At 61.5% G+C, this 19,046-nt stretch carries 15 protein-coding genes; 10 read left to right on the top strand and 5 right to left on the bottom strand.

All coding sequences use genetic code 11. From position 1 onward, the window contains the following. Position 1: 1 nt before the first annotated feature. Together ACTNA2_RS06500 and trxA are read right to left on the bottom strand one after the other, a co-directional pair. Positions 2-250 (bottom strand): hypothetical protein, encoded by a 249-nt coding sequence (locus ACTNA2_RS06500; protein WP_006235225.1) that lies wholly within the window; start codon positions 248-250, stop codon positions 2-4. A gap of 219 nt (positions 251-469) precedes the next feature. Further along, positions 470-790: a thioredoxin gene (gene trxA, locus ACTNA2_RS06495; protein ID WP_441048938.1), complete on the bottom strand. Its 321-nt coding sequence runs from the start codon at positions 788-790 to the stop codon at positions 470-472. Between the two features lie 136 nt (positions 791-926). Between trxA and ACTNA2_RS06490 the strand changes: the two genes are divergently transcribed. Then, positions 927-1,502, top strand: a complete 576-nt coding sequence (locus ACTNA2_RS06490; protein WP_441048937.1) for a hypothetical protein — start codon at positions 927-929, stop codon at positions 1,500-1,502. A gap of 60 nt (positions 1,503-1,562) precedes the next feature. On the opposite strand, the gene ACTNA2_RS06485 is transcribed toward ACTNA2_RS06490, so the two are convergent. Both ACTNA2_RS06485 and ACTNA2_RS06480 read right to left on the bottom strand, forming a co-directional pair. Next, positions 1,563-2,840 carry a sensor histidine kinase gene (locus ACTNA2_RS06485; RefSeq protein WP_441048936.1) on the bottom strand — a complete coding sequence of 426 codons (1,278 nt, stop codon included), beginning with the start codon at positions 2,838-2,840 and terminating at the stop codon, positions 1,563-1,565. After that, on the bottom strand, positions 2,840-3,562 hold the full coding sequence (locus ACTNA2_RS06480) for a LytR/AlgR family response regulator transcription factor (RefSeq protein WP_441048935.1): 723 nt from the start codon (positions 3,560-3,562) through the stop codon (positions 2,840-2,842). The genes ACTNA2_RS06485 and ACTNA2_RS06480 overlap by 1 nt, the downstream gene beginning before the upstream one ends. A gap of 242 nt (positions 3,563-3,804) precedes the next feature. Between ACTNA2_RS06480 and ACTNA2_RS06475 the strand changes: the two genes are divergently transcribed. The 5 genes from ACTNA2_RS06475 to ACTNA2_RS06455 all read left to right on the top strand — a co-directional run bounded on the left by ACTNA2_RS06475 (position 3,805) and on the right by ACTNA2_RS06455 (position 12,743). Beyond that, a complete protein-coding gene (locus tag ACTNA2_RS06475; protein WP_441048934.1) occupies positions 3,805-8,610 on the top strand; it encodes an MBG domain-containing protein in 4,806 nt (1,601 codons plus the stop codon). A gap of 265 nt (positions 8,611-8,875) precedes the next feature. Continuing rightward, positions 8,876-9,901 carry a quinolinate synthase NadA gene (gene nadA, locus ACTNA2_RS06470; protein WP_154518146.1) on the top strand — a complete coding sequence of 342 codons (1,026 nt, stop codon included), beginning with the start codon at positions 8,876-8,878 and terminating at the stop codon, positions 9,899-9,901. 56 nt (positions 9,902-9,957) lie between these two features. Continuing rightward, positions 9,958-11,334, top strand: coding sequence for an L-aspartate oxidase (locus tag ACTNA2_RS06465; protein ID WP_441048933.1), 1,377 nt, complete (start codon positions 9,958-9,960; stop codon positions 11,332-11,334). A gap of 3 nt (positions 11,335-11,337) precedes the next feature. Further along, positions 11,338-12,198 (top strand): carboxylating nicotinate-nucleotide diphosphorylase, encoded by an 861-nt coding sequence (gene nadC / locus ACTNA2_RS06460; protein WP_441048932.1) that lies wholly within the window; start codon positions 11,338-11,340, stop codon positions 12,196-12,198. Then, on the top strand, positions 12,198-12,743 hold the full coding sequence (locus ACTNA2_RS06455) for a transcription repressor NadR (RefSeq protein WP_441048931.1): 546 nt from the start codon (positions 12,198-12,200) through the stop codon (positions 12,741-12,743). The genes nadC and ACTNA2_RS06455 overlap by 1 nt, the downstream gene beginning before the upstream one ends. Positions 12,744-12,979: 236 nt before the next feature. On the opposite strand, the gene ACTNA2_RS06450 is transcribed toward ACTNA2_RS06455, so the two are convergent. Then, positions 12,980-13,231 (bottom strand): indolepyruvate ferredoxin oxidoreductase subunit alpha, encoded by a 252-nt coding sequence (locus tag ACTNA2_RS06450; RefSeq protein ID WP_158564522.1) that lies wholly within the window; start codon positions 13,229-13,231, stop codon positions 12,980-12,982. A gap of 590 nt (positions 13,232-13,821) precedes the next feature. Here ACTNA2_RS06450 and dnaK point away from each other — a divergent pair. From dnaK to ACTNA2_RS06430, 4 genes are all read left to right on the top strand, one after another. Next, positions 13,822-15,714, top strand: a complete 1,893-nt coding sequence (dnaK, locus tag ACTNA2_RS06445; protein WP_154518137.1) for a molecular chaperone DnaK — start codon at positions 13,822-13,824, stop codon at positions 15,712-15,714. 2 nt (positions 15,715-15,716) lie between these two features. Next, entirely contained in the window at positions 15,717-16,559 is an 843-nt protein-coding gene (locus ACTNA2_RS06440; protein ID WP_441048930.1) for a nucleotide exchange factor GrpE, read from the top strand. A 107-nt stretch (positions 16,560-16,666) separates the two neighbouring features. Then, positions 16,667-17,632 (top strand): DnaJ C-terminal domain-containing protein, encoded by a 966-nt coding sequence (locus ACTNA2_RS06435; protein ID WP_154518131.1) that lies wholly within the window; start codon positions 16,667-16,669, stop codon positions 17,630-17,632. Positions 17,633-17,704: 72 nt separating this feature from the next. Beyond that, positions 17,705-18,121, top strand: coding sequence for a heat shock protein transcriptional repressor HspR (locus tag ACTNA2_RS06430; RefSeq protein WP_427719306.1), 417 nt, complete (start codon positions 17,705-17,707; stop codon positions 18,119-18,121). Positions 18,122-19,046 lie beyond the last annotated feature (925 nt).

The raw sequence follows: 19,046 nt of genomic DNA, 5'->3' as shown, positions 1-19,046 counted from the left end.
GCTACACCAGCTTTACGGAGCCGACGGAGTTGTGATCTGCCTCGATGGCCTCCTCGTAGCCCTCGAGCGCATCGTGCGCCTCGTGGAGCGCCGCCATGGCGGCCTCGAGCTTGGCGCCAATGCGCTCCATGTCAAAGTTCTCGGTCGCATGCAGCAGCTGATGGCTCCACTCGTGGGCGAGCTCAATGGTGTCGTCGACCTGCTTGACGCTCATGGCAAGCTGGCTCATGTTCATTCCGACGTCATGCATGGGAATCTCCTTTTGTACGGGTCTAATCAGTGGTTCAGATTCTACTACGCCCGCTTTACGCATCGCCGCATAAGAAAACGGGTGCGAGTCCGTCTGACCCGCACCCGTTCACTGGGGGCTGTTTGTGATTACCATACTATCCGTGGTCGCGGGTGCAACACCCGGCTCTCCGGCGAGCGGCACAAAACCACTCATGGACGGCAACACATGACCGGCGTATTACAGGTGCTTCTCCAGCAGCGCCTGCAGCCTGGCCTTGGGCAGCGCGCCGACGGAGCGGTCGATTTCCTCGCCGTTCTTAAAGACAACCAGCGTGGGGATGCTCATAACGCCAAACTTCATGGCCAGGTCCTGATTGTCGTCGACGTTGCATTTGGCGACGGTAATCTTGCCGGCCAGCTCGTCGGCCACTTCGTCAACAATGGGCGAGAGCGAACGGCAGGGACCGCACCACGGTGCCCAAAAATCAACCAGCACGGGAAGGCTGCCGTCAACGACGGAATCGAAATTCTCGGGGGTAATCTGCTTAATGTCAGCCATGGTGACCTCCATAATGCGACGCGGCTCTGCCGCGTAAAACTCAGTACGACTGTGCTTATACCCAACGGCCCGCAATGCAACCACTCGCGGGCGGCTCTTTTATATAATGGTGGGCATGCAAACGATTGGAGAGCGCATGCCCACGTCACAAAGCCAGAAAAAAGAAGCCATCGCCCAGGCGACCGAGCAGGAGCTCGCATCGCTCGCGGGCCGCGGCGTGCGTATCGCGGGTAACGCGTGCTCGCCAATTGTGCTGGTAAAAGGTGATTTAGACGATGCCGAGCGCGCAGGTGGCGAGTTGGCTGCCGGTCCAGACGGCGTCGCGTTGCGTAAGGCGCTCGGCGCCATCGGTTACGCGCCCGAGGATTTCTGCGTGCTGGCAAGTGTTGCCGGCGCGGGCGACGGGGCGGTTGCGATAGGCGAGGACCTGCCGTGCGAGCTGTTCCGCGAGGCGCTCGAGTCTTTGGATCCCGAGGCGGTCCTGCTGCTGGACGATCGCGCGGCCGATACCATGCGCGAGACCTACGCAGACATGCTCGTGGCGATCGACGACTTTGATACCGCCATGCTCAAGCCCGGCTTGGTCGCCCACGTGCAGGGTCGTCGCGTACTCGCGCTCGACGGCTTTGAGGCCGCGCTGACCGACAAGGCCGCCAAGCAGCGCATGTGGGCCTACATCAAGCAGCTGACCCCGGCCGCCGCGCCGCTGTAGCGGACTGGCGCCGGCAAGGCGGTCCTGATGGGTCGAGCGCGGCGCCGACTTGTCGCGCCCTTACATCACTGCGCGAAACTCAAACCGATCGCCGTGAATGCGAAACTGGCAGTTGCCGTTCATGCGCTCGACGGCAAGCTTAATGCTCCTGGTTCCAAAGCCGTGTCCGGTGTGCTCGGCCACGGGCATGCCGTCGACCATGCGCGGCGGGCGCCCAAACGTGTTGGAGACCAAAAGTAGCAGTTGTCCGTCCTCGCAACGCAGGTCCAGATCGACAAATCGCTTGCCCTGGGGAGCGGCGCTTGCGGCGACGATGGCGTTGTCCAGGGCGTTTGAGAGCACGCTAAACAGATCGACGTCGGCTACATGGACGCTCTCGGGCACGGCGGCGCGCAAATCGGCGCTGATGCCGTTTCGGTTGATATCGGAGCTAAATGACGAAAGCACGATATTGACCGTGTCGTTGGCGCAGTAGCGGCGCACAGCGGTGCGGTCGTTTGTCTCGCAGAGCTCGTCGATGCGCTCGAGCGCCTCGTCGATGCGGCCCTCCTCGATCAAAGCCGCAAGGCCGCGCAGGAAGTGCCGCATGTCGTGGCGGAGAACCGAAAGCTCACGTCCAGATTGGCGCCAGGCCTCAAGCTCCTTGATGGCTGCGCTGTCGCGGGTCGCGAGCATCCAGCGCTCGCGCTCGGCGATTTCCTTTGCCTCGTATTCGCGCAGATACACAGTAAGAAACATGAGGTAGAACGCGCAAAGCGCAAACGCCAAAAACTCAACCGTCACCACGGAGCCCGAGTGGAAGAGCGTGGTGTAGACGTTGGTGGCGTAGTCAAAGATGTAATAGACGAGCGGCAGGATGAGCAGAATCTCGAGCTCGGTGGGGGTTTTAACCGCCAGGCGCGGACCGATGTCGCTGGCCCAATGCAGCAGGATTGCAAAGACGACGGCCGTGGTGATAATGCGTGCCGCGTAGTACGCGATTTGCGAGTCGGTGGCGGCGAGCGCGGCGATGCCCATCCAGTTGCTAAACTGGCAGCTCAGATAAGCACTGGTGACGCCCAGCATAACGAGCAGCGGGTTCAGGCGATAGCGCGCGCACAGGTAGATGACGAGCGGCAGATGCACGACGAGCGGATATACCTGACGGGCGAAAAGCTCGCCGCCGACGGCATTGGCGAGGCCGAATGCGCATCCGGTTACGGCGCCGACCATCACCAGCTCAAGCGCATGACGCCGGTTGATCTCGATACCGCAGAGCGCCGCCGAGGCAAAAACGCCAAAAAGCAGGGTCGTTGCGTGGTGGATTGCCCAAAGTACCATCTCGGCCGCGGGGAGCATTAGCGCCTCCCGCTCTCGAACCGTGCCGCAAAGTAGGCATCCTGGAAACCCTGCTTGCAACTGCGCGCCAGCGGGATGCAAGCGCCCGAGCGCATGACGATATCCGTACGGTTAAAGTGGTCGATATTGCGCAGGTTGACCTGGTAGCTACGGTGACATTTAAAGAAGTTCGCGTTTTTGGCCAGCTGGTCCTCGATGTTGCGGAACGGCTCGAGCGCCTCGATATCGCGCCCGTCGCGCAGGTGGAATACCACGTGCTTGTTGCGGGCCTCGGCGTATTCGATATCGGACAGGCGCAGGGCATGGTATCCAAAGGACGTTTTGGTCACGAGCTCATCGGTCGCGTCAGGTCGCATGCGCGAAAGCTCGTCGAGCAGTTGCGCCAGGCGTTCGTACGTTACGGGCTTGAGTAGGTAGTCGAAGGCGCGGACCTCATAGGACTCCAGCGCGAACTCGGGCGATGAGGTGAGGAACGCCAGACGCACGGCTGTATCGGATTGGCGCAACTCCCGCGCGGTGTCCATGCCGTTGACGAGCGGCATGATCATGTCGAGCAGAATGATGTCGGCGCGCGATGCGGCATGGCGGGCCAGCAGGTCCTCGCCGCGCGTGACGAGTGCAACGTCGACCGCCGTGCCCGTCTCGGTCGACCAGCGGTCGATCATCCGGTGCAGTCTATCTAGAAAAGCGACGTCGTCGTCGCAGGCGATGATCTTGAGCATTCGGGCCCCCTTAGTAGTTCGATTTTGCCACATTGGGTGCGCGCCGCCCGCGGAGGAACACCCCGTTTGCGCCCCACGGTGCGCAACTCGCGCTGAGCGGCAGGGCGTCAGTTTTGACGGCCGCACAATACTCCATGGATACACATGTCAATCGATGCCGGCGGTCGGACGGGGAGTCAGGCCGACCGCCGGCGCCAAGCGATAGCGAACATTGCGAAAGCATAGGGGTAAGGGGAGCCGTGATGAGGGAGAAGAAGATGGGGATGCGCAGACTTGCTGCTTGCGTGCTGGCTGCAGCGCTGGCGCTTGGGGGCGTGGCGACGACGCTCGCCACGCCTACGGTAGCCGAGGCGTATCCGTCCGCCGCGATCAAACCGAAACACCTGAAAAGCGAGCTTTCGTATGGCGAAAGTGATGTAATCCAACTTTCCGGCGGCAAAGACTATCGGTTTGCCGGCACGGTTGATATCGACCACTATGAGGTCGAGGGTGGCACCAAGGAGAACCCGACCCGCCTATATTTCACTGACAGCTCGTCTCTGGGCGGTCCGCTGACCGTCGAGCGTGACCTTACATATTCGCAACACCCGCTCTTTGTGCTCAAGGGCGGTTATGTCGAGTTTATCGGTGATTCGGGTATCCCGACCGAGGTACGCTGCGATGGAAAAACGTTTTTGAGCGATAGCAATGATTACGAAGCGCGTGGAGGTGTCGATAAACCGAATACGGGCAAGAGCCTCAACCTTTCCGTGGAAAACCTCAAGCTTGTTTCAAGGACCGAGAACAAAGATACCGATCGGGCAATCACGCTCTATGGAACCATGGGTGCGGGGGAGACGGCCAGCTTCACGAACGTGAGTGTCAGCGGTTGGAAATGCTGCAAGAACAGCGCATTCAATGTTGACCAGGGTAATGAAATTTACGAAGCCTCGCCGGCGCCTGTAACTATCAGAGGCAGCCAGGTCGCGGTGGATGCAACGTTTGTCAACTGCACGTTTAAGAATAATAGTGATGACTGCGTCGGCGCCTTGAGCGTGGTCGGGCGGTCGAAGACTCCAAAAGTTACGTTGAACGGTTGCACGTTCGAAAACAACAGTCAGGGAATGATTGCATGCGACGAGATGAAGGTTGAGAGCGGTCATGTGCATGCGGGCAATATTGGCGTCAAAAATGCCATAGTTGCCCTGAATAACTGCAGTATCCGTTCAACAAATAACACGTCATGGAATGGCCCCTGCTCTTATATGTTCAATGTGTGGGGTATTCAATATCAGATGCACATGACGAGTGCCATTGCGGTGGCAAAGGATGCGTCGTGCACCATAAACGGTACGGTTATCGACGACTTGTACGTGTTCCCTTCTAATTACTTTAACGGTCACAAAATAATCAGTCATGACGAGAAGCGCTGCGCGGTTTACGCCCTTGGTTCTGTGACGCTCGCTGGCAACACGAAGGTCACTACGGCCAAGGCGAAGGGTGTCGATGCGTCCGATGTCGGTAGCTACGGTAAGGTTCATGTCGATAAGTCTTTTACGGGCGAAGCCGTCCTGTCTGTCGACGATACCAAGTTCGATCCCGAGTCCAATAAGCAGGATTACTACTATGGGTATGTGAACCTTGGCACGAGCGATCTTTCGCAGGAGGATCTTGCGAGCAGGCTCAAGTTTGCTAATGCCGACCTTGCATACGACGTTACCGATGGCAAGGTCAAGGTTATCCATCGTAAGCACGAGCACGAGTGGGCCTATTCCATCAACAAGGATGGGTACAGCATCGCGGCTACGTGCAACGGACAGTATGAGGCCTCGCACTGTGTCTACTCCAGGGACGGCGAGACGATCTCGCTGATGTCGTCCAAGAGCGGCGACCTGAGCTTTACCTACAACGGCAAGCAGCGCGACGCCGTGCTTGCTACGACCAAGCCGTCTCAAAAGGACAACGCTGTAGCCCAGGGCAAGGTAAAGATTGTGAGCGCACGCTTTTACCGTTTCGTGGATGAGAATGACACCGTGGGCATCGAGATGGAAGGGTCGCAGCCGTGCGATGCGGGCACCTATCGCGTGGTGGCGACGGTTGCCATCGAGGGGCAGAGCGATGTTACGCTCGAGCGCGTGTTCAAGATTAACCCCGCCTCGCTTGCGGAGAAGGACTCCAACCGCAAGGATCTTTGCAAGGTCGAAATCATTGGCTACGACAAGTTGAAGGATAACGTCAGGTTCAGCAACGGTGACGTGCTCAACGACGTTCCGTCTTATGAGTGGACGGGTGAGGAGATAACGCCTCGCATTAAGGTGAAGTATAAGCTTGGCGACGAATGGGTTGAGCTTAAAGAGGGCGTCGATTTCGAACGCCTCGCTTGGGGCGAATCGATTTCGGAGAAAGATCCAGGTGCGTACCGGAGCCAGCTCTGGGGCCTGGGAAACTTCGCATCCTACGAGTCAATTTTCTCCTGCAAGTTTTTCTACTGGAGCATCTACGGCACGCAGTTCGAGAATGTTCAGGCCAAGGGCTTTGACGGCACCTACGATGGCATGGCTCACTCGCCGTCGGTGACGGTCGACAATGCCCCCGAGGGCATGCAGATCAAATATAGCGTCGATGACGGTTTACTGTACGAAGACCGAATCCCCTCCTATACCAATGTCACGCGCGATATCTATGACAACGTGTGTGCTGAGACAATTAAGTACCGTATTACCGCACCCGACTACGTGCCGGTGAAGGGTGAGCTCCAGATTATGATCCGCCCCGTCGATCAGGCCGCTCCCAAGGACGTCAAGACGACGGCCGCGACCGGGCATGCTTTGGCGGATGGCAGCATCGACGGGGTTGATAACACCTACGAGTGGAAAGCCGAGGCCGCCAGCGACTATCAGTGGATTGCCGAAGGCGAGACGTCGGTTAAGGGCCTCGCCGCCGGCAAATACAGCGTTCGCCTTAAGGCCGACCGTAACCATAACGCCTCCAAGGCCCTGACGGTTGAGGTCAAGGACGGCCCTAAGAAGGCCGACGGTAACGGTTGGAAGCACGACGACGCCGAACACTGGAACACCTGCACCTGTGGCAAGGAGGACGTTGACCGCGCAAAGCATGACTTTGAGTGGGTCGTCGTCAAGGCCCCCACGGCAACCGAGAAGGGCTCCAAGCAACAGAAGTGCAAGGTCTGCGGTCACAAGCTGGCCGAGGTCGAGATTCCGGCTGCCGCCATCGTTGGCTACTCCGACAAGTACGACGGCGACTATCACACGGTTGATGCGACGAGCCTGCCCGAGGGCGCGACGGCCCAGTACAGCACCGACGGTGAGAACTGGTCCCCCGAGGCCCCCAAGATTAAGGACGTCGGCACGCTGACCGTTGCTTACCAGGTGACGATTGACGGTGCGACCGCCGAGGGTGAGGTCACGCTCGAGGTCAAACCGCGCGCGATTACGGTCACCGCCCAGGACGCCTCCAAAACCTACGGCGAGGCCGATCCCGTGTTTACGTGGGCGATCACATCCGGCGAGCTTGTCGAGGGCGAGAGCCTTCAGGGCATTGAGATTAAGCGCGAAGATGACGACAACGTGCGCGACGGCGGCTATGCTCTGCAGCTGACGCAGGCCAAGGACGCCAACCCCAACTACAACATCACGTTTGTCGACGGCGTGTTCACCATCAACCAGCGCCTGCTTACCGTGACATGGGGTACCAGCGAGTTTGTTTACGATGGCAAGGAGCACTGCCCTGTGGCCACGCTCGGCAACGTCATCGGCAAGGATGACCTTGGCGCGACCGTCGAAGGCTCCCAGACCGAGGCCGGCGCTTCTTACACGGCGACCCTCAGTGCACTGACGGGCAAGGCCGCGGGCAACTACGCGCTTCCGACTGAGGGCCTGACGTGCGACTTCTCCATCAAGAGCGCCGCGCAGGGCGCGCCGGTGGTCCAGGTTGCGGCCGAGACCGTGAGCGGCAAGCGTGACGGCAAGATCACGGGCGTCGACGCGACGATGGAGTGGCGTGCCAAGGGTGCTGACGAGTATCAGGCGGTGGACGAGGGCACGGCCGAGCTTACGGGTCTTGCCGCCGGCACGTATGAGGTGCGCTACCAGGCCAAGGCCAACTACGACGCTTCTTCCGCCACCGAGGTTACCGTGGCGGCCGGTCCCAAGCTGGTCGTGACGCTGCCGAGCAATCAGGTGGGCTACGCGCTCACCTCGACGGCAACCGAGCTCGATTGGCACGGGACTGCAACACTCACCATGGGCATCGACAGCGCGTACTTTGCGGGCAAGGACTACACCGTCAAGGTCAACGGCAAGGCCGTTAAGCTTTCCGCCAAGGGCACCTATGAGCTCAAGGATGTCGAGGGCGACGTGAACGTGACGGTCGAGGGCGTGCTTAAGCACGAGCCCGACGGCTCCGGCTGGGCACGCGATGCCAAGAACCACTGGCATAACTGCCGCTGCGACGACATCATCGACAAGGCCGGGCATACCTTTAAGTGGGTCGTCGACAAACCGGCGACTACCGAGGCCAAGGGCAAGAAACACCAGGAGTGCACCGTCTGCGGCGAGAAGGGCGCAACCGAGGAAATTGCGATTCTGGTACCCGAGATCATCGACGGTAAGGGTCAGACGATGGTGGTTGACGCCGCCAAGGACCTGAGCTTCCGTTCGAGCGCACCGCTCGCGTTCTTCCAGAAGGTACTGGTCGACGATAAGGAGGTCGCCCCCGAGAACTACGTGCTCACCGAGGGCTCTACGATCGTGACGCTCAAGGCGAGCTTCCTGAATACGCTCGGCGTGGGCGAACACAGGCTGAGCGTGGTTTCGACCACGGGCACGGCCGAGACGACCTTTACCGTTGCCGAGACTGCCAAGCCCGCTCCTGGCCAGACCACTACGACTACTACGACCACGACTACGACTTCCAAGCCTAAGAAGAGGGCTAGCAAGGAGGCGTTGCCTGAGTCCGGCGACAGCACTTATGTCATTGCGGGTGCCGTACTCGCTGCCGGTGTGGCAGTCCTGCTGCTGGCGTGGGCCATCATGAAGCGCCGCGCTTAACCGCGCACCAGCTCCCAGCGGGTCGGGATCGAGCGATCCGGACCCGCTTTTATGCCCACCGCCTCTCGGACCAAGATAAAACGGGCCGCTCGAACCGTGTGGCAGATCCATTTTCGACTGTCCTCAGCTTGCCAGTTCGAAAATGGACCCGCCCCAAAATTGAATCCTTATTCCAACTTTACACCTGGCTTTACAGCTGTCTTGTCAGCTGTAAAGCCAGGTGTCATACTAAAGCCCCAAGATTCGCCAAAAGAGAGGGGCCTTGATGGCACAGAGCGCGAACATGGATGCATCGGAGCTTGCACGCGATATCGCGGCCGGCCTGGCATCGGCAACGACGGCAACGGAGCGCGCGGCACTGGTGCCCGCAGAGCTCGTCGAGGCCATTCATCAGCTAAAAACCCAACGTGACGCAGTGATCCTGGCGCACTATTATGTGGCGCCCGAGGTTCAGGCTGTGGCCGATTTCGTCGGCGACAGCTTCTACCTGGCAAAGCTTGCCAAGAGCCTGCCGCAGCAGACTATCGTGCTGTGCGGCGTGGAGTTTATGGGCGAGAGCGCCAAGCTGCTCAACCCCACCAAGACCGTGCTGCTGCCCGAGCCGGGCGCGGACTGTCCCATGGCGCACATGGTCAAGCACGAGACGGTCGACGCGGCGCGCGCCGAATATGGCGACGACCTGGCCGTGGTGTGTTACGTCAACTCGACGGTCGAGATCAAGAGCTGGAGTGACGTGTGCGTTACCAGCTCTAACGCCGTCAAGATCGTCTCCGAGCTGCCGCAGCAGCACATCTTGTTCATTCCCGACCAGAACCTGGGCCGCTTTGTGGCCGAGCAGGTGCCCCAAAAGCACGTCATCCTCAACAACGGCTACTGCCCGCGCCATCACATCATCACCGTCGAGCAGATCGTCGACGCGCAGGAGGCGCACCCCGACGCGCTCGTGCTGGCGCACCCCGAGTGCAAGGCCGACGTCCTGGCCGAGGCCGACTACATCGGCTCCACTGCCGGCATCATCAAGTATGCCGAGGAGTCGGACGCGAGCGAGTTTATCATCGTGACGGTCCGCGGCGTGCTCTACGAGCTCGAGCGGCGCTGCCAGGGCACCGGCAAAAAGTTCTACTTCCCCGCGGTACAGCCCACCTGCGTCAACATGGATCTCATCACGCTCGAAAAGCTCGTGCGCTGCCTGGAGACGGGCGAGGGCGAGGTGCAGATTGGCGTGTCGGATGAGGCCGCCGACCAGGCCAAGCTCACGCTCGACCGCATGCTCGAATACGCGGCTCGCTAGAACGATGTGACATGAGGGACCATCCCTTATGCCACATTACAAGGGAGAGGATTCCTGTGGAAACCAAACAATGCCCCGACATGGAGTGCGACGTCGTCATTGCCGGTTGCGGCGTGGCGGGCCTATACGCGGCCCTCAATCTGCCGACGAGCACGCGCGTGATCATGCTCTCCAAGGGCGCTGTCGACGAGTGCGATTCGATGCTCGCGCAGGGCGGTATCTGCGTGCTTCCCGAAGGCTCTGACTACGACGCCTTCTTTGAGGACACTATGCACGCCGGCCACTACGATAACCGCCGCGAGAGCGTCGACATCATGATCCGCTCGAGCCGTTCGGTCATCAACGACCTGCTGGCCATGGGCGTGGACTTTGAGCGCAAGGCCGACGGCAGCCTCGACTTTACCCGCGAGGGTGCGCACAGCCGCCCGCGCATCGCCTTCCATGCCGACATTACGGGCAAGGAAATCACGACCAAGCTCCTCCAGGCCGTTCGCAAGCTGGATAACGTGCAGATTTTGGAGCACGTGGCCATGACCGACATTCTGACGGGCGAGCGTGATGGCGCCACGGCGTGCCTCGGCGTCGTCGCCGTTCCCGTGGACGAGGACAACTCGGTTCGCCCCGCCGACGAGCTGGCAAATGCCGCCGAGGGCGTGCATGCCGGCGAGCCGTTTAAGATCCATGCCCGCCACACGCTGTGGGCGACAGGCGGCATCGGCGGTGTATACGACCACTCGACCAACTACCCGCAGCTCACGGGCGATGCCTGCTACATCGCCCAGGAGCATGGCATTAAGATGGAGCACCTGGACTACGTGCAGATTCACCCCACGGGACTGTTCTCGCCGCAGCCGGGCCGCACCTTCCTGATCAGCGAGAGCTGCCGCGGCGAGGGCGCGATTTTGCTCAACGCCGCCGGCGAGCGCTTTACCGATGAGCTTCAGCCGCGCGATGTGGTCGCTGCCGCCATCCGCGAGCAGATGAAGCAGGATGGTACCGAGCACGAGTGGCTGAGCTTTGCCCCCGTTGAGCGCGACGTGGTAACCGGACACTTTGCCAACATTCGCGCACGCTGCCTGGAGGACGGCCGCGACATCTTGGACGAGCCCATTCCCGTCACACCCACGCAGCACTACTTTATGGGCGGCGTGTGGGTCGACAAGGACGGTCAGACCTCGATGCCCGAGCTCTACGCCGCCGGCGAGACGGCCTGCAACGGCGTTCACGGCAAGAACCGCCTTGCATCAAACAGCCTGCTCGAGGCGCTGGTCTGGGGTCGTCGCGCCGCGTGGCACATGCGTACCGGCCAGTCGCTCGCCGTGGAGCAGGCGGGCGAGCCCGCGCTCGATGGCCGTCATCGCGCCCTGAGCGCCGACACCCTGGCAATCGATGATTTGGCCCGTGCCGCCGGCACGCAGGCCGTGGAGGAGTAGACCATGAACCCCATTACCATGAAGCTCGTCGTCGATGATCTGATTCTGCAGGCTCTGCGCGAGGACATTACGTTTGAGGACGTGAGCACGGCGAGCGTGTGCCCCACGGCGCGTCCCGCCACGGTGGAGCTCATCGCCAAGGCCGATGGCATCATCGCGGGCCTGGATGTGTTCGCTCGTACCTTTGAGCTGCTGGATCCGCAGAGCTCGGTGCTGTTTGACGTTGCCGATGGCGACGAGGTGCACGCCGGCGACCATGTGGGCCAGGTACGCGGCGATGCGCGCGTGCTGCTTTCGGGCGAGCGCGTGGCGCTCAACTACCTGCAGCGCATGAGCGGTATCGCTACCTATACGCACCAGATGGCTGCGGCGCTCGAGGGCACCAAGACCGTGCTCGTCGACACGCGCAAGACCACGCCGGGTATGCGCGTCTTCGAGAAGGCCGCGGTCGAGATCGGCGGCGGCAGCAACCACCGCTACAATCTGTCGACGGCCGTCATGCTCAAGGACAACCACATCGACGCCGCCGGCGGCGTGACGCGTGCGATCGAGATGGCGCGCGCCCATGCATCGTTTACCGCGACGGTCGAGATCGAGTGCGAGAACCTGGACATGGTGCGCGAGGCCGTGGAGGCCGGCGCCGACATCATCATGCTCGACAACATGACCCACGATGACATGGCTGCCGCGATTGAGTTTATTGCCGGTCGCGCCAAGACCGAGTGTTCGGGCAACGTGGATGCCAGCAATATCCGTGCGCTTGCCGACCTGGGCGTTGACTTTATTAGCTCGGGAGCGTTGACGCACTCTGTGCCGATTCTCGACCTCTCGCTTAAGCACCTGCGTCTGCTGGACGGTAAATAATGGACGCCCGCGAGCGTCGCCGTTCCATCATGGGCGTGCTCGAGCGAGCCAAAGACCCCGTCTCCGGCAGTACGCTTGCTCGCGAGGTGGGTGTGAGCCGCCAGGTTGTCGTGCAAGACATCGCCCTGCTGCGCGCCGATGGGCACGATATCGTGGCGACCAATCGCGGCTACGTGCTGCAGGAGGCCCCCAGCAGCCCCGCCGTGCCCACGCGCCTGGTCAAGGTTCGCCATAGCGTGGAGCAGACAGGCGATGAGCTCACGAGTATCGTCGACGCCGGAGGCGCCGTGCTCAACGTGATCGTCAATCACCGCGTGTACGGTAAGATCACGGCCGACCTGGACATCCGCAATCGTCGCGATGTTGAGCGCTACCTGCACGATATCGAGAGCGGCAAAAGCTTTCCACTACTAACGGTGACGAGCGGCTATCACTTCCATCGCATCGCGGCAGAGGATGAGCAAACCCTCGACGAGATCGAGGCTATGCTCAAGGAGAAGGGCTATCTGGCAGACCTGATGCCCTACGAAGACGATCTATCGTAGCCGATGCTGCAAACGCCCCTAAGCGGCAATCTGACGTTCAATCGTCGGTCGCGTACAAAAGTACGCTTCCCTCCTCTTTCACGTCACCTTGCTCGCTCAGGGGCGTTTTCGCTGACTTATGCTCAACCTGCGACGGTGCCAAATTAGCTATCCGCACAAAAAGAGGCCTCTGCGGCGATGCGGAGGCCTCCTTTTTTGTGCACGGTGTACTTGTGAGTGTGCAAGTGGGGGAGTTGTTACTCCTCGACGATCTCGGTGATCGCGCCGGCGGGGCAAGCGTCCTGGCAAGCGCCACAGGCGACGCAGGAGTCCTCGTCAGCAACGGTAGCGACGTCCTGGAGCTCCAGAACGCCAGCGGGGCAGGAGTCGACGCAAACGCCACAAGCGATGCACTCGTCGGCATCAATTACGGGATGAGCCATGGTAGTTTCCTCTCTGTTGACCGACGCTACAGGCGATGCGCGCCGGTTTGATTCGGGCAAAAACATACCACGTGAGCGACCGTTTGCAATACCCTCTGGCCGGCATCTTCATACCATTCGCCGAGTATGCCACGGCTTACTAAGAAACGCACAGGTGAGGCTGGTGAGCTGTGCAAATGTTAGCTAAAGGTGACTCGAATTATTGAGCAATTGAGTGGGCTTTCGGAAAGCGCATCCCGTTATCTGGTCGAAAAACGGGTCGCAGTTTCCGGTTGGGCCCGCTAGCGGAAACTGCGACCCGGTATCAGCTCTCAAAACGGGATACGGTTTCCGGTTGAGCCTTCAGACGGAAACTACGACCCGGAATCCACACTCAAACCGGGACGAGCTTTCCGTAAAGCAGCCCCAGGCACCCCCGGCCCAAACCTCAGCCATCTCTACATAGATCTCGATAGATTTGCCGAGAACTCAATCAGCGCATCTACCTGCGTATTCGAGAACCTAAACTCTAAGTGATAAGAAATCTTATATGAATTGACTTAGATTTTGTATATTCCGGTCCATAAGGGGATACACTACATCCTGAAAGACAAACCGAAAGACCGCTTGGCAGACCGCCGAGTCGGTGCAAACGCACAAGAGAGAGGGAATTTCTAATGGGCAAGATTCTTGGTATCGACCTTGGTACTACTAACTCCGCAATGGCCGTTCTCGAGGGCGGTTCTCCGACCATCATCGTGAACGCCGAGGGCGACCGCACCACCCCGTCTGTCGTGGGCTTCCGTGCCGACGGCGACCGCGTCGTGGGCAAGGCCGCTAAGAACCAGGCGGTCACCAACCCCAAGAACACCGTGTTCTCCATCAAGCGCTTCATGGGCCGCAAGTACTCCGAGTGCACCTCCGAGCTCAAGACCGTGCCGTATGAGGTCAAGGAGGGCCAGGGTGGCCGTGCCGTCGTCGACATCGAGGGCAAGGAATACACCGCCGAGCAGGTGAGCGCCATGACGCTCGCAAAGATGAAGGCCGACGCCGAGAAGTATCTGGGCGAGACCGTCACCGACGCCGTCATCACCGTCCCGGCCTACTTCAACGACGCCCAGCGCCAGGCCACCAAGGACGCCGGTAAGATCGCCGGCCTCAACGTTAAGCGTATCGTCAACGAGCCGACCGCTGCCGCTTTGGCCTATGGCCTGGACAAGCAGGGCTCCGACCAGCGCATCCTGGTCTTCGACCTGGGCGGCGGTACCTTCGACGTCTCCATCCTCGACCTCGCCGACGGCGTGTTTGAGGTTCTGTCCACCTCGGGCGACAACCACCTGGGCGGCGACGACTGGGATCAGCGCGTCATCGACTGGATGGCCGATAAGTTCCAGCAGGAGAACGGTGTCGACTTGCGTCAGGACCCCATGGCCCTGCAGCGTCTGAAGGAGGCCGCCGAGAACGCCAAGAAGGAGCTCTCCGCCGCCCAGCAGTCCACTATCAACCTGCCGTTCATCACCATGAACCAGTCCGGCCCGCTGCACCTCAACTACACGCTGACCCGCGCCGAGTTCGAGAAGATCACCCGCGACCTGCTCGAGCGCTGCAAGCAGCCTGTCACCAACGCCCTGCGCGACGCTAACCTTAAGCTCTCCGATCTGACCGAGGTCATCCTCGTCGGCGGCTCCACCCGTATGCCCGCCGTCCAGGAGCTCGTCAAGACCATGACCGGCAAGCAGCCCAATATGTCCGTGAACCCCGACGAGGTCGTTGCCGACGGCGCTGCCGTCCAGGGCGGCGTGCTCACCGGCGACGTCGAGGGCATCCTGCTGCTCGACGTTACCCCGCTGTCGCTGGGCGTCGAGACCATGGGCGGCATCATGACCAAGATGATCGACCGCAACACCACGATTCCGACCTCCAAGACCGAGGTCTACTCCACCGCTGCCGACAACCAGACCAGCGTCGAGATCAACGTGCTCCAGGGCGAGCGCGAACTTGCCCGCGACAACAAGTCGCTCGGTAAGTTCCAGCTGACCGGTATCCCGGCTGCCCGCCGCGGCGTGCCGCAGATCGAGGTCACCTTCGACATCGACGCCAACGGCATCGTCAAGGTCTCCGCTAAGGACAAGGGCACCGGCAAGGAGCAGCAGATCACCATCTCCGGCTCCACCGCTCTGTCCGACGAAGAAGTCGATCGTATGGTCAAGGACGCCGAGGCTCATGCCGAGGAGGACAAGAAGCAGAAGGAAGAGGTCGAGGTCCGCAACCAGACCGACAGCCTGTGCTACTCCACCGAGCAGACCCTCAACGAGCTGGGCGACAAGGTTTCCGCCGACGTGAAGTCCAAGGCCGAGGCCGCTATCGCCGATGCCAAGAAGGCGCTCGAGGGCTCTGACGTCGAGGCCATCAAGGCCGCTGGCGAGTCCCTGCAGTCCGTGGCCTACGAGCTGGCTCAGGTTGTCTACGCCGACGCTCAGCAGCAGACCGACGGTGCCGCCGGCGCCCAGCCTGCCGACGATGACGTCGTCGACGCCGACTACGAGGTTGTGGACGACGAGGACAAGTAATCATGTCCGCCCGTAAAGCTCGCACGGAGGCGGCTGCCGTTGGAGCCGCCCCCGTTGACTCTGAGGAGAAGGACGTGAAGATTCCCGTAGAGGCCGTCGACGAAACCGAGGCCAACGAGGCCGAGGCGGCCGAGGCTGTCGAGAACCAGGTAGAGGATTCCAACAAGGAGGCGACGATGACCGAGGACGAGATGGTGGAAGCCGCTATCCGCGCCGGTGAGGAAGCCGCCGACAACGACTTTAAGCTCAAGTTCGAGCAGGCCCAGAAGGAGCTTGCCGACGTGCGCAACGAGCTCGATGCTGCGGCAGAGGCTCAGAAGGCTGCCGAGGACAAGGCGAAGGACGCCACCGAGCGCACCGCCCGTCTGCAGGCCGACTGGGAGAACTTCCGTCGCCGCACCGCCAGCGAGCGTATCGCCGAGCGTGAGCGCGCGACCGAGAAGCTCGTCACTGCGCTGCTGCCGGTGGTCGACGATATCGAGCGTGCGATCGACCATGCCCGCAGCCAAGAGCTTGCCGACGACTTTAAGCAGTTCGTCGACGGCGTCGACGCGGTGCATGCCAAGCTACTCGATGTGTTTGCGCACGAGGGCGTTGAGCCCATCGACCCCAAGGGCGAGGCGTTCGATCCGCTCGAGCACCAGGCTGTGGGTCGCGTCGAGGACTCGTCGCAGTACGACGAGACCGTCAACGACGTGTACCAGAAGGGCTACCGCATGGCGGACCGCATCCTGCGTTCCGCGATGGTGACGGTGACCTACGGTGGCGAAAAGCGCCCCGCACCGGAGCCCGAAGCGGCGCCCGAGGATGCTGCGGCCGATACGGCCGAGAGCACCGAGGAGTAATTGAGAAGGGCCCCGGGGCAACACCCGGGGCCCTTTCTGGCCTAGTGCCATATGAAAGCATGAGCCGCCGCCCGCTGGGCGACGGATAAAACAGGAGAGGAGCTACGATGGCTGCAGGCAAAACCTTCTATGACATCCTGGGCGTATCCAAGAGCGCCTCCGACAAAGAGATCAAGAGCGCGTTTCGCAAGCTCGCGCAAAAATATCACCCCGACGCCGGCGGCGACGAGGCCAAGTTCAAGGAGATCAGCGAGGCCTACGAGACGCTTTCGGACGAGAAGAAGCGCAAAGAGTACGACCAGATGCTCATGTTTGGCGGCATGCCGGGCGCAGGCGGCGCGTATGGCGGCGGCTACGGTGCCGGCGCGGGTGCCAGCGGCTGGGGCGACATCTTCGACAGCATCTTTAGCGGCAACGGCGCTTGGGGCAGCGATTGGGGCTCGGGCTTTGCCGGGGCTGCGGGCGCTGCCGGTGCCGGCGCGGGTCGCAGCCGCGCTCGCAAGGGCGGCGACCTGTCGCTGACCGTCGATGTGACGGCCGAGGACGCGTTTCGCGGCGTGACGCACAAGGTCACCTATCGCATTCCCTCGACAGGCGAGCAGCAGACCATTACGGTCTCGGTGCCCGCGGGCGCGGTCGACGGCGGCAAGCTGCGCTACAAGCGTCGCGGCGAGTATGGCGTCGCCGGCGGCGAGCGCGGCGACCTGGTCGTGACCACGCATGTGGAGGAGCACCCGCTGTTTAAGCGCAAAGGCGCCGACGTGACCATGGAAGTACCGGTCTCGGTCTACGAGGCGGCGCTCGGCTGCACGGTGGACGTGCCCACGCCCGGCGGTGCGACGGTCCGTTTGAAAGTGCCTGCGGGTACTCAGACGGGCAAGAAGTTCCGCTTTAAGGAGATGGGGGCGCCCGACGTTAAGCACCGTGGCCGTACGGGTGCGCTGCTCGTCGAGATCAAGGTACAGGTTCCCACGAACCTATCCGATGACGAGCGCGATGCCATGACCAAGCTGCGCGAGGCCGACACGCGCGACTACCGCGAGAAAGTTAACCGTTACAAGGCGACGTTCTAGGGCGGTCGCGGTGCACGCCCACGCCTGCGGGCTTATGATGGACGATAACGAGACGGAAAGGGGTCAGGTAGCATGGCCGAGGACAATAGGAACAAACCGCTGTACATGATCAGCGTGGCGGCCGAGCTGACCGGCATGCATCCGCAGACTCTGCGCGTCTACGAGTCCAAGGGTCTGGTGAACCCCCAGCGCTCGGGCGGCAACACGCGCCTGTATTCGCGTGCCGATATCGAGCGCCTGGAGCTCATCAACCAGCTGACCGACGAGGGCATCAACCTTGCCGGCGTGGTGCGCATCCTCGATATGAAGGAGCGTGCCGAGGAGCGCGAGCGCGAGAACGAAAAGCTCCGCGCCCGCATGCGCCAGCTCGAGGACGAGCTGCACGAGTACAAGATGCAGAAGAAGATCACCTCCCTGGCCCCGCGCGATGGCTCGGTTAATCCCGAACAGGTCATGCGCAAGCTACTGGGTGCCGGCGGGGATCTCTAGGTTCCGCCGTTCTAACGAACGGCGGACCGGTCGACGCTGCGCGCCGCCCAGAGCGACAATTTGTCATTCAAAAGGCAAGGCATGACCAGAAGGTCTATGCCTTGCCTTTTTCATGCCAACTTGTTCGCTCTGGACGTCGCTCGCTGTCCATCCTCTACCTGCGGCGTTGCCTTGCTCCGGATGCGGCACTTGGGGACGTTCCTCACTTTGGAAATGCGGCCCGCTCGCTCATATGACCCAATCCGCTGTCAAGAGCCACAATGGCCCCGCCGACCGCTTGCAATCGGTCGGCGGGGCCTGCCGTTGAACCCGTCCCGGTCCGCCCCCGGCATGTCATCGACGCCTTCGGCTCAGTCTCATATCCGCGGATACCGTTCTGTCGGCCCGCACTCCATTCCTTCGGCGGGGTTCCCCAAGTCTGTCGAGGCGCATGCGGAGGGCTCCGCGCGCACAGCGAAATAGGGGGTATCCCCGAAGGCCGCCCGGCTCGCCGGGACGGGGGCTATGTCTATTCCGCGCCCTCCCGGCACATCATGCCGAGGGCCCAGAGCCACCTCACGAGCTCGGCCGCGGTGGCCGCGTTGGCCTTCGCCGCGGGCATGCCGCGGGCGAGCATCTCCTCGCGCCGCCGCAGGAGCCGCTCGGACCCCTTCCCCCCGTGCATCCTTATCTCGAGGGGCACGCCCGTGTCCCTCGGCATGAGCTTCGGCTGGTGCCGTGCCGCGGCGTAGCACCATGAGCCCTCAACGGCCAGCTTCCTCACGAGCGCGTTGCCCGCGCCGCTGATGCCTCCGAGCCGCGCGGAGTCGCCACTTGTTAGCGCTAATCTAAAATTGACCACTTTCGCAAACGCATCTCGCCGAATGCGCTAACGCGCTTTCGCCGACCCCGCTAACGTACTTTCACCAACTGCGCTAACGGAACT

The organism is Collinsella sp. HCP28S3_E9 (assembly GCF_052065455.1).
Lineage (GTDB): Bacteria > Actinomycetota > Coriobacteriia > Coriobacteriales > Coriobacteriaceae > Collinsella.
The sequence above is the reverse complement of the archived record's forward strand: the minus strand, read 5'-3'. Positions and strand labels throughout refer to the sequence as shown.

Excerpts from the sequence above, each read along its gene's own strand:
- ACTNA2_RS06485 (WP_441048936.1), bottom strand. The coding sequence starts at position 2,840 with ATGCTCCCCGCGGCCGAGATGGTACTTTGGGCAATCCACCACGCAACG.
- ACTNA2_RS06480 (WP_441048935.1), bottom strand. The coding sequence starts at position 3,562 with ATGCTCAAGATCATCGCCTGCGACGACGACGTCGCTTTTCTAGATAGA.
- ACTNA2_RS06430 (WP_427719306.1), top strand. The coding sequence starts at position 17,705 with ATGGCCGAGGACAATAGGAACAAACCGCTGTACATGATCAGCGTGGCG.
- nadC (WP_441048932.1), top strand. The coding sequence starts at position 11,338 with ATGAACCCCATTACCATGAAGCTCGTCGTCGATGATCTGATTCTGCAG.
- ACTNA2_RS06490 (WP_441048937.1), top strand. The coding sequence starts at position 927 with ATGCCCACGTCACAAAGCCAGAAAAAAGAAGCCATCGCCCAGGCGACC.
- ACTNA2_RS06450 (WP_158564522.1), bottom strand. The coding sequence starts at position 13,231 with ATGTTTTTGCCCGAATCAAACCGGCGCGCATCGCCTGTAGCGTCGGTC.
- trxA (WP_441048938.1), bottom strand. The coding sequence starts at position 790 with ATGGCTGACATTAAGCAGATTACCCCCGAGAATTTCGATTCCGTCGTT.
- dnaK (WP_154518137.1), top strand. The coding sequence starts at position 13,822 with ATGGGCAAGATTCTTGGTATCGACCTTGGTACTACTAACTCCGCAATG.
- ACTNA2_RS06435 (WP_154518131.1), top strand. The coding sequence starts at position 16,667 with ATGGCTGCAGGCAAAACCTTCTATGACATCCTGGGCGTATCCAAGAGC.
- nadA (WP_154518146.1), top strand. The coding sequence starts at position 8,876 with ATGGCACAGAGCGCGAACATGGATGCATCGGAGCTTGCACGCGATATC.
- ACTNA2_RS06500 (WP_006235225.1), bottom strand. The coding sequence starts at position 250 with ATGCATGACGTCGGAATGAACATGAGCCAGCTTGCCATGAGCGTCAAG.
- ACTNA2_RS06440 (WP_441048930.1), top strand. The coding sequence starts at position 15,717 with ATGTCCGCCCGTAAAGCTCGCACGGAGGCGGCTGCCGTTGGAGCCGCC.
- ACTNA2_RS06475 (WP_441048934.1), top strand. The coding sequence starts at position 3,805 with ATGAGGGAGAAGAAGATGGGGATGCGCAGACTTGCTGCTTGCGTGCTG.
- ACTNA2_RS06455 (WP_441048931.1), top strand. The coding sequence starts at position 12,198 with ATGGACGCCCGCGAGCGTCGCCGTTCCATCATGGGCGTGCTCGAGCGA.